Origin of the sequence: Robinsoniella sp. RHS, assembly GCF_001029355.1 — a bacterium.
Lineage (GTDB): Bacteria > Bacillota > Clostridia > Lachnospirales > Lachnospiraceae > Robinsoniella > Robinsoniella peoriensis.
In genome coordinates this window covers 1-11,705 of the sequence record NZ_JNGB01000011.1, presented here as the reverse complement: position 1 = coordinate 11,705, position 11,705 = coordinate 1, and the positions used below count along the sequence as shown (strand labels likewise).

General features: G+C 43.6%; 4 protein-coding genes. All 4 read left to right on the top strand.

The window, feature by feature from the left end:
- Positions 1–8 precede the first annotated feature (8 nt).
- Positions 9–2,003: an ABC transporter ATP-binding protein gene (locus tag RHS_RS05495; protein WP_047832561.1), complete on the top strand. Its 1,995-nt coding sequence runs from the start codon at positions 9–11 to the stop codon at positions 2,001–2,003.
- Positions 2,004–2,005: 2 nt separating this feature from the next.
- Positions 2,006–3,802, top strand: a complete 1,797-nt coding sequence (locus RHS_RS05490; RefSeq protein ID WP_047832560.1) for an ABC transporter ATP-binding protein/permease — start codon at positions 2,006–2,008, stop codon at positions 3,800–3,802.
- A gap of 295 nt (positions 3,803–4,097) precedes the next feature.
- Positions 4,098–9,857, top strand: a complete 5,760-nt coding sequence (locus RHS_RS05485) for an NPCBM/NEW2 domain-containing protein (protein ID WP_395021444.1) — start codon at positions 4,098–4,100, stop codon at positions 9,855–9,857.
- Between the two features lie 10 nt (positions 9,858–9,867).
- A partial coding sequence (locus tag RHS_RS30240) for an Ig-like domain-containing protein (RefSeq protein ID WP_395021442.1) occupies positions 9,868–11,705 on the top strand: 1,838 nt, incomplete at its 3' end.

Here is an 11,705-nt window from a genome sequence, read left to right as displayed (position 1 = left end):
ATTACTATATGTTTGAAATTAAAAATGTATCAAAACAATTTGGAGATGAATTTGCCCTGCGGGGAATTTCAATGACCATAGGCAAAGGACTTCATTTTATTGTAGGATCCTCCGGAAGCGGAAAGACTACATTATTAAAAATTATCAGTGGAATGGAACAGTCTTTTGACGGGGAGGTTTTTTACCGGGGACAAGATATCAAAAAGCTAACAGAACGGGATAAGAGTTATTACTATAATAATATCTTTGGATTTGTATGGCAGGATTTTAACCTGCTGGATGACCTTACCGTTTTAGAAAATATCATGCTTCCCGGGTATCTGAAAATGAAACAGAATAAAAAAGAAGTCATGAAAGTCCTGGCGGATCTGAAAATTGACGGGCTGGCAATGCAAAAGACAGGCAGGCTGTCAGGCGGACAGAAACAGCGCGTGGCGATTGCCCGTGAACTGCTGAAAGACCCACAGGTAATCATAGCAGATGAACCAACAAGTGCATTAGATGAACAGTCTTCAAAAATTATTATGAAAATTTTGCGGGAAATTTCAAAGAAAAGAACCGTGATCATAGTAACCCATAATACTGCATTGATTGATCAGAAGGATAAAGTACATGAATTGGACAAAGGGGAACTGGTCAGCACAACTGATGAAACAGACAGAAAGGAGATTAAAACCAATCGATATGAAAACAAAGCCGGCCAAAAAAAAGCCGACCAAAACAAAGCCGGCCAAAACAAAGCACATAGCCTGGGCATATATCATGCAATAAGGCTGGCCTGGAGCAACCTGAAAAGCAAGTGGGGAAGATTTGCCATTCATGTGCTGTCGCTCATGGTGGGGGCGGTTTTATTACTTGTCACAGTGAGCGGCGGGATTACCGATACGGGCCAATCAGCCTTTGATGAACTGTTTCGTACATATGGTGACAGCATTTTGGATATCAGCGTTGTTAACAGTTTTATGAGTGCAGGAGGTACGGACGGAAAAGAAAATGATGAGCCGGATGCAAATGTATCACAGGATATTGACGGGCTGTACGAGAAGTATTTATCTGATGACCGGGTTTCACATATCGTTTTTACCCAGGCGTATAGCGATATCCAGGTAACCGTTGACGGTAATGACATAAAAATTGATACAAGTAATTCCGTACCCGTTATAAACAAGCTGACTGCAGGGGTAATGCCAATGGGAAACGAAAATGAAATTGTTGTTCCGCAGAGCTTCGTGAAGAAATTAGGGTGGGCTGACAAAGAGGCATTGGGTAAGACGGTTACTTTTACCGGTGCAGTCTATAATTGGGATAGCGGAGAACCTGTTTTGATGCCGGTTACATCGGATTGTAAAATTGTGGGAGTGATGGATACAACGGTAAAATATGATGCTGGTGAGGAGTTAATGGAATATTCTGTGGATGATGCCTTTTTCTTCAGCAAATCAGCCATTGATGAAATGAGAAACCAGGCGGGGATTAAGAACGAAGAAGTTAATTTTTCCATTCGGGCGAAAACTCCGGCAGATATGATAGCAATAAAAGACGAATTGAATGCAGACGGTATTGTGCCTTTAGGAAGATTCGAGCTTGTGGAGGATATGGTACGTTTAAACCAGCAGACGAGCCAGCAGTCCGGGGCGGCAGTTGTTGTTATTGGGATCATGTCGGTAGTCATTATTCTGGCAGTGTCAATCATCACTGCCTTGATTCGGAAACGGGAATATGCGATTTATAAAGTCAGCGGTTATGCCGGAAGACATCTGGCACTGATGTCATTTACTGAGGCGTTTTTTTCCATAGTGGTGTCAGCCGTTTTATTCTTGTGTATGTCACCGATAGCTGATTTTGCAGCTACTGCATTCTGGAATGTGAATATTTTAAATGGTAAGATGCTTGGAGCGGGGGTATTACTTGTCCTTGCAATGGGTATGCTTTCCGGAAGTGTAACAACTCTGGTGAGTTTGTCAGCGAAAATTACGAATTCCCTTAAGACAGGAGACCGGTAAAGATGATCAGAATAAAAGATGTTACAAAAAAATATGGGAATAACGTTATACTGGAGCACAGCAGTTTTGATTTCCCCGATACCGGGATTGTATGTCTCATGGGACCTTCCGGAGGCGGTAAAACCACCTTACTGAATCTGCTTGCGGGATTTGATACCGATTACAGTGGTGAGATTTTAGCAGGAGGGGTTTCCATCAGTAAGATGAAGGCTGATTCTCTTTGTGAATACCGCAGGGATAACATAGGCTTTGTATTTCAAAACTATCATCTGCTTCCCGGATATACCGTTTTGGAAAATGTATTACTAGCCTGTGAATCGGAAAAGGAAGGGAAGGAATTTCAGAAAAAGGGAAAGGCCCTACTGAAAAGGCTGGGTCTGGAAGAAAAAGAAAATCAGATGTCAGAGACTCTTTCGGGCGGTCAGAAACAGCGGGTTGCCATAGCCAGAGCCCTGGTAAATGACCCGCAGATTATTTTTGCAGATGAACCTACCGGTGCACTGGATCGTGCAGCGTCTACAGAAATCATGAATTTGCTCAGGGAAATTTCCCGGGACAGACTGGTGGTTGTAATTACGCATGACCAAAAAATAAGCGCATTTGCAGATGAAGTTATTCAGATTAAGGAGAAAAAAATATTAGAAGAACCATCGGCAAATCGAAAAGAATTAAATGAAAATAAAAAAACATTTAAGAAAAGTAATCCGGATAAAAGATCCATGGTATCCAAAGCAGTTAAAAATTTTAAGGTTCACATAAAGCGTTATATCGCCGTTTCACTGGCAATATCCATCGGTATGCTGGCATTTTTATTTTCCCTTTCCTTTGGCAATGTGATGGATCAGTCTATCCAGGAGTTTGAGGCAAAGAACACGGCATTTAATAACGGATACATCAGGGGTGCTGATGACGGGACTATTTTATCCTATTTAAAATCGGACGAACGTATAGAAAATGTTTATTACCAATATAAATTAGAAAATATATCTTTGCATATCAATGGAAAAAGCGAGGTTCTGGCTGAAAAATTTCCTGTCCCAAAGGCAGCACAGGGGCTGTCGTATGGGATTATGCCAAGGAAAGGAATGAATGAGATTGCAATTACCCCAAGCCTTGCCAGAAAGATGGCAGCAGATATTAAAACATTGCCTGGCAGGGAGCTTGTTTTGGAATTGGATGGTCAAAGTTATACTGTTACAATTAGCGGTATCTATAATGCGGGTTATGACGATTTTACCATCAGCTCGGATATAGAACAGAAGTTCTATCAGAATCTAACGGACCAGGACAATTATTCCATCAGTTATGATGTGAAAAAATTCTCTGATATCGTGGCGGTCAGCAACCGGCTCAAACTGCAGGGACTGGATTCCACCAATGCTTCAGACGAAGTATACGCATTACAGAATACCTTTCAAAGTCTGGGTAAGCTGTTCCTGGTACTGTCTGTTCTGATTCTGGGGATCGGACTGTTTATCTGTGCCGTACTTCTGATTAAGCTGCAAAATACGCGATACCGGGAGGCAGGGTTATTGTCTGCGCTGGGTTATTACAGGCATCAGATCACAGGTATGATTCTCCGGGAGAATCTGTTTCTCTCCATACTCACAGCCGTGGTGGAACTGGGATTACTTGGGGGAAGTATGTTAATCAGCAGTCTGTTTGGGTTACCCCTTGTTGTGTCCGGTACACAGGCCGTTTTGACAATCATCGCTGCTTTTGCTGTTGTTATGGTTATAAGCGGTGGTGCAAGTCTGCCGTTAGTGCATACGGAGCCGGCGGCTGCATTGCGGAAATAATAATGCATCCGTGGCAAACGGGCAGCGACCAATGTTCAGGACCCGGATCCTGAACATTGGAAATATCATAATAAAATTCTAAATTCTAAAGAAAGTTCTAAAGCCTGACAGAAATCCCAAAATAGTGAAAAATACCAGGTAAATAGTCCTAAAAGATCTTAAAATCACCATGCTATAATAATTCCAGGAAAGTCCCATTCGATAGAGCGAGTTTGAAAATTCATTCCCGCCATCTGCACCACTTCGCGGTATATTAGCTCAACACGCTCTAGGGGACGGTAATTATGGAGGGTACATGATGAAGAGAAGAGGAATTACATGGGTTTTTGTTCTGATGATGGCAGTCGGACTGGTGTTATCCCCGCGTATGATACTGTCTGCAAAAGATGACATTGTGCAGATAGAAGCGGAACAGGGACGGGAGAAGCTGCATTTTAACCAGGGATGGAAGTTTGTAAGGCGGAATATTCCGGAAGCAGTAAAGCCAGATTATGATATGGCGGAGCTGGAACGGTGGGAGAACGTAGATCTGCCCCATTCCGTAAGACTTGAGGAAGAAAATACCAGCGGAGGAAAAAACTATCAGGGGCCTGCCATGTACAGAAAACATTTTTATCTGTCAGATTCGTACAAAGATAAAAAGCTGTATATAGAATTTGAAGGTGTCATGGGTGTGACGGACGTATGGGTAAATGGCAAGCATCTCCAGGGACATATGGCGGAAAAAACAGGAGAAAATACCCAATACGGCGGATATCTGCCGTTTATTCTGGATATTACAGATGCTGTTCATTGTGACGGCGAGGCAAATGTAATCACCGTTTTAACCGATAACAGCGATAATGTAAATGTTCCCCCGGGTAAACCCCAGGGTCAGCTGGATTTCACTTATTTTGGAGGAATCTATAGAAATGTCTGGCTTCATTCCGTGAATAACGTTCATATTACAGATGAGCTTTTTGAGGATGAGACAGCAGGAGGCGGGATCTTGGTAGATTTTCCGGAGGTGTCCCCGGAACAAGCTATTGTGGATATTAAGACGCATATCAGAAATGAAGATAAAGAAGAAAAGCAGATTTCTCTGGTTACAAAAATTATAAATCAAGATGGTACCGTGGTAGGTGAAGACAGGAAAACATTGTCCTTGCCGGGTGCTGGCGCCGGAGAGGTAAAACAATCGGTTACTGTTGAAAATCCTGAATTATGGGATCTGGATCATCCGTATATGCATACCATTGTGTCTGAAGTATATGCTGACGGTGCAGAGACAGACCGGACAGAGACTCCGGCAGGTATTCGGAAAATCGAGATGGACGCACAAAAAGGTATTTTGATAAACAATAAGCATGCCGGGTTTTTATCAGGTGTCAACAGGCATCAGGAATATCCCTATATCGGATATGCGGCATCTGATTCCCTCCAGAGGAGAGATGCCATAAAGTTTAAATCGGCCGGGTTTCATATTGTGAGAACAGCACATCATCCCCAGTCGGAAGAATTTTTAAAGGCCTGTGATGAACTGGGAATTTTAGTCATCGAGGCGATACCTGGATGGCAGCATTGGTCGGATGATAAAATTTTTGCACAGCGTGTGAAAAATGATATCAGGCAGATGGTTCGAAGAGACAGAAATCATCCCAGTATTCTTACTTTTGAGATATCACTAAATGAATCTCCCGGTGTACCGGAAGGATTTACAAATGAACTGGAGCAAGTGGCAAAAGAAGAGCATCCCTCACTGAAAACTTCTGCAGAAAATCCACATGGGGGAGCAAAAGGAGATATCTTATACGGGACACCGGAAGAAGTAGAATCCTGGTCAGATACTGCACTGTCCCTTATTCGGGAATATGGAGATCACTGGGAAGAGCAGTTTGGTAATTTTATTAATGACTGCCGCGTTACAAGGGGAAAAGAGTCATTTTATCCCGGTGGTGAGGCAAGAATGGTGAAACAGGCTAATAACAGACTATGGAAGGGATACTCATTTGAAGGAACCGGAGCGGTCTCCCTGTCAGAAGGAATACAGAATTACAAGGATAGCGCACATCGTTTTGCAGGCATGACCATGTGGATTGGAATTGACCACAACAGAGGATATCATGAAACGATGTCTCCTTGCGGAATATGGGATTTAAAGAGAATACCGAAATATTCCTACTATGCTTTTGCAAGCCAGAGATCAACCGCAGAGGATGAATACCTGGAATCTCAGGATGTTGCGACAGGCCCAATGATTTTTATAGCCAGCAGTTGGGGGACGAAGGCGCCTGTGGTGGATAAGTCTAATCAGGAAACGGTGGGAACAGATAGCAAAAGAATGATCTATGTGTACAGTAATGCCGACAAAGTTAAACTTTGTGTTATGGGCAAGAATGATGAAATATTATGGGAACAGGAAAATGTCCCGCTGGATGAGGGAACATCTTCTAATCTGGAACACCCGCCCTATTATTTTGAAAATGTACCATATACGGAAGGTTCTTATTTAAAGGCGGAAGGTTATGATGCAGATGGAAATGTAATTGCCGGTCAGGAAGTACATACGGCAAAGGAACCGGCCAGACTCAGGCTGGAAGTGGATGATTCGGGTAATGGACTCACAGCGGATGGTTCTGACCAGGTTATGGTATATGCATATGTGCTGGATGAAGAAGGAAACGTATGCGCAGAAGCCGACAATAAATTAAAGTTTTCGGTAGAAGGACAGGGAAGTATTATCGGAAATGGTGATAAAAGAGTAGGTGCTAATCCTGTTAATGCGGAAGCAGGAGTTGCAGGAATCTTTATTCAGGCTGGTAAGAACCCGGGGAAAATCCAGGTAACGGTCAGTTCGCCCGGTATGGAGCCGGAATCCGTTGAGCTTCAAACCAGGGAGATGACAGATAAAAGGGTTCCTTATGAAGAGATTGCACAGGGCACGCCTATGGACCAGGTGTCAATGTATCTGACGGACAAACAGGAAAGTGTTCCCGGAGAGGATCCTCCTGGGATTGTAAAAGACACGGTCTCTATAGATGGAGAGGATTATACCAAAAGCATGGAAGTGAAAAACATGGCTCCTGTTATGTTCGAACTGGACGGAGGCTATGAGAAGCTGACTGGGAAAGCCGCTGTTAAAAATCCGGAAAAGACAAAAAGCGGAGTGAAATTTAAGATATATGGAGACGGTGCGCTTTTGTATGTAAGTGACCCGGTAACGTCAAAAGCAGCAGAGATCGATGTGGATATTACAGGAGTAAAAACCCTGATGCTCTGTGCGGAAGATGAAAAAGGACTAAATGAAGTTATTCCATGCTGGCTGTCTCTTTATATAACAGAAGGAAAGGGAAATCCCGATGAAAGTGAATTGCAAGAGAATGTGGCTGTAAAAGCTGCAGTTACGGCAACAAGCAGTGATGTGGGTACCGTACCGGACAATGCGGTGGATGGCGACATTCTCACCCTGTGGAGAAGCGGAAATAAAGTAACAGAACAGAACAGTGAATCCCTGTATCTGGATTTGGGACAGGAATACGATATCCGGAATGCCAGACTGGCTGTGGAACATGATTATCTGAAGTGTACCTATACAATCTACACGTCTTCGGATAATGTAAATTGGGATAAAAAGTCTGAGTCTTCAAAAACTGCCCATGCAAATGGCGAACTGGACTATTTTACTGCATCTAAGATCCGTTATATTAAAATAGAATTTACGAAAGTAGAATCCACCCAGGGAGAAACAGGAGGCAGCCTGCCCCGTGCTTCCATAAAAGAATTGGAACTATTTAAAGATAAAGGTGTGGATACGGTTAAAGATTATAATCTGTCGGGACTTTCAGTGGCAGGTCATGACATTTTATTCCGGCAGAAACAGACAGCGTATGAGATAAGCTTAACCGGAAATGAAAAGGAATTCTGGGTGAAAGCATTTCCGGCAAACACTGCTTCACAGATTACCATTAATGGAGAAAAAGTGGAAACCGGGCATGGGGATACTTTGATGGATATGGAGTATATCCGTATAGCGCCAGATGAAAATAATAATATTACGGCAGAGGTTGTCTCACCAGACAAAAAGGGTGTGAAACAATACAAGATTCACATCAGGGAAGAAGAGCGCAAACAAAGGTATGGAGCCTGGGAAAGTTTTGTGCCGGGTGTAAATGGTGCTAACGGATGGACATACCGGAAAATGGATAAAGAAAGCGGTGACATTTCCGATTTAGAAGGCAAAGGAGGTTATATAGCAGGTGAATATGCATGGGAAGGCGGTAACTGGCTGTATGCAGGTCCCAGATATATGCACCCTGCATCCAATGTAAATGCTGTCCGTACCTTTGAGGCACCACAGGCAGGACGGCTGTCCCTTCGGGCATCTGCACAGAAATATCTGAACCAGCCTGGGCAGGTTTCCCTTTCGGTATTAAAAAACGGGGAAAGAATATGGCCGGTAAATAAAGATAAGGAAGTACTGGAAGCCGGAAAGACACTGCAGATTCTTACCACCAGTCAAGTACTAAAGGGAGATCTGATCCAGATTGTACTTGATGCAGAAGGTGACAATGGAGGAGATGCCACTTATATTGAATCTTACGCAGAATACCAGCAGGATGCACAGGAGGAAAATGCCGTATATTTATCCGATCTTGAATGGAAAAGCGCAGAAGCAGGATATGGTTCGGTAAACAGGGATGTTTCCTCATCAGGGCAGCAGATCTGTCTAACGGATGAAGAACAGAATCCGGCAGTATATGAAAAGGGTCTGGGAACCCACGCTGAGTCCAGGATCGTATATGATATCAAGAATAAAGGTTACACGCGGTTCAGAAGTAATGTGGGAATAGATTATTCTCAGAACTCAGCAGGCAATCCCGCAAGTGTAAGGTTTAAAGTATATTTTAATGATGAAAAGCAGGATCCGGTATATGACAGCGGTGAAATGGTCAGTAATACACCCCAAAAAACGATTGATCTGGAAATCGGCGGCTTAACGGAGAAAATCATACTTGTTGCAGAGCAGGGAGAAAATAACTGGTCGGATCACGCGGACTGGGCAGATGCCAGATTTCTGACAGAGTATCAGAGAGGAGATAAAACACTACTGGGTAAACTTTTGCAAGAGGCACAGGATATAGTACTGCAGGATTATACCGATCCTGACGGTGATGGATTCCGGAAATTCAAGGCATCACTGCTTCAGGCGGAAAATGTCTTCCAGGATGAAAGGGCCAGTCAGGAAGAGATCAATGCTGCACATGATGAGCTCGACCGGGAAATGAAGAGGCTGAAAGAAAAAGAACCGGAAAAGCCAGAGGATTATATCATTCACGTCACTGATTACGGAGCAGATCCCAAAGGAAGCAAGGACAGTGCCCAGGCCGTTATAAAAGCACTGGACAGAGCTGCATATCTGAGAAAGAAAAATCCGGAACAGGAAATTGTAATTGATTTTCCTCAGGGTAAATACCAGATTTATCCGGATAAGGCAGAAGAAAGAGAGCTTTATGTCTCGAATACAGTAGGTGCCGATTCGGCTTATAAAGATAAAAAAATAGGTATTCTGATAGAAGACCTCAATCACATTGTGATGGAAGGCAATGGTTCAGTCATTAATTTTCATGGGAAAATGACGGCTTTTGCGGCGATCCGAAGTGAAAATGTAAGATTTCAGAATTTTACCGTTGATTTCGAGGTACCCACCGTTGTAGATATAACCGTGGAATCTGTGGATGGAAATACAGCTACCGTATATATTCCGGAGTGCTACGAGTATTCCATAGAGAATGGCCAAATTAACTGGTTCAGTGACAAAAGCCCCTATACAGGCAAATACTACTGGACAGGTACAGACAAGTTTGAAAATAATTATGCCCAGAGCATAGACCTAAGGACAGGGATAACTACACGCAGCAATGAACTTTTTGATAACCGGGCAGGAATGGAAGACTTGGGCAATCGAAGAGTAAAAATTACCTACAATGGAAAGCCGGACAGTGTGACAACCGGCATGTGTTACCAGATGCGTCCTACCCGCAGAGATACACCGGGAGCTTTTTTTCTGGCTCAGTAAGGATATTGAGATGGAAAATTTAGATATCCGGTATCTCCACGGATTTGGAATGGTGGGGCAGACTACGGATAATATTTCACTGCGGGATGTAGACTTCCGGGCACCGGAGGAAACCGGCCGAACTACGGCAGGATATGCGGATTTTCTTCAGATGTCAGGCTGTGGAGGAAAGATTCTGGTAGAGGACTGTTATTTTGCAAATCCACATGATGATCCGATTAATATACACGGAACTTTCCAGCAGGTAGTGAGTATCAGCGGTGACAGAAGAGAAGTGACAGTAAGATATAATCACGATGAAACAGCAGGATTTCCAAGTTTCTTTGAAGGAGATCAGGTAGAGTTTACAAGGCAGAGCAACATGCTTCCCCTGGAGGATTCCATTTGTACAGTGGAGGAAATCATCAGCGGCCCTACCGGCAGCAGCAGTGAAGGAATCAGTCTTACGGATACCGTAATACGGTTTACAGAGCCGATTCCGGATGAGGTACAGGAATGGCAGTTTGTGGCAGAGAATATTACCGATACGCCGGAAGTGGAGATTCGCAGAAATACATTTAAGCAGATCCCAACCAGAGGAATACTGGTTACAACACGCAAACCGGTGCTGATTGAGGAAAATGTGTTTGAGGGCACGTCCATGGCGGCAATCTATATTTCCTGTGATGCACAGAGCTGGTATGAGTCTGGAAGAGTGGAAGATGTAACGATACAGAATAATAAGTTTTACCGCTGCCAGGGAAATGGTGTGATCTTTATTGAACCCACAAATCCCAATGTCTCGGTAGACAGTACCGTTCATAAAAACATTCAGATTACAGGAAATGAATTTTACCAGTCGGGCAGCAAGGTAGTAGATGCCAAGAGTGTGGACGGAATAACGATAGAAGGCAACCGTATATTCCGATTTGAACCAAATGTGGATCTGGCGTTGACTTTAAACGGCGAAACGGCACAAGAATGTACGATAAGTGTTGGAGAAGGTCTGCAGGCAGAAGTGAAATCTTCAGCAAGCCAGCTGGATAATGATCTGTATTCCTTTAACGGATGCAAGAATGTCTCGATACAAAATAATGAATATGATGCAGGAATGAAAATGAATGTATCCATAAATAATATGGACGTTAGTGATATTAATTTGTCAGATAAGGAAGGGATATCCATCGGAGAGGGGGAAAAAGCTGCTGCTCTGGGAGAAGTTTATTATGAAAGCAGCTCACCGGATATTGCAAAAGTTTCAGCAGATGGAAAGATATTGGGAATTTCCAAAGGAGAGGCATTGATCCGGGCATATAGTGTTATAAATGACCGAAAATATGCTTCCGCCCCGCTGCAGGTAAATGTGGGAGCCCAGACAGAAATAATCTACCCCCAGTCTGTAAAGCTAATTTCCGAAAGTGATGTGCTGGATGGGGCAGGAAGTACCCTGCAGATTACCGCTGCCCTATATCCGGAAAATGCGCAGATGAAAGATGTGGTTTATACGGTGGAGGATATCAGGACAGGAGCGGCTTCTGACGCAGCAGCTATCAGCCAGGACGGTCTTCTTACCGCCAAAAAAGCAGGTGCGGTACTTGTGAAGGGAACTGCTTCCAACGGTATATCAGCAGCAAAGCTGGTAGTGATCAGGGAGAATACCAAGGTTCTTTCCAATGCACTTACGATTCTAAATCCGGTAAAAGGAACCTGGGGACTGGATCAGGAGGATCTTTATATATGTCCATCGGGAGCGGGAGATTGGGAGTCAGGCAATGGCGCTACGAATATTGTACTTGCGGAACTGGCTGATTCCAGTCAGGCTGTCATAACTGTAGAAATGGAAGGAAAGACACATCAGGGATACGAAGA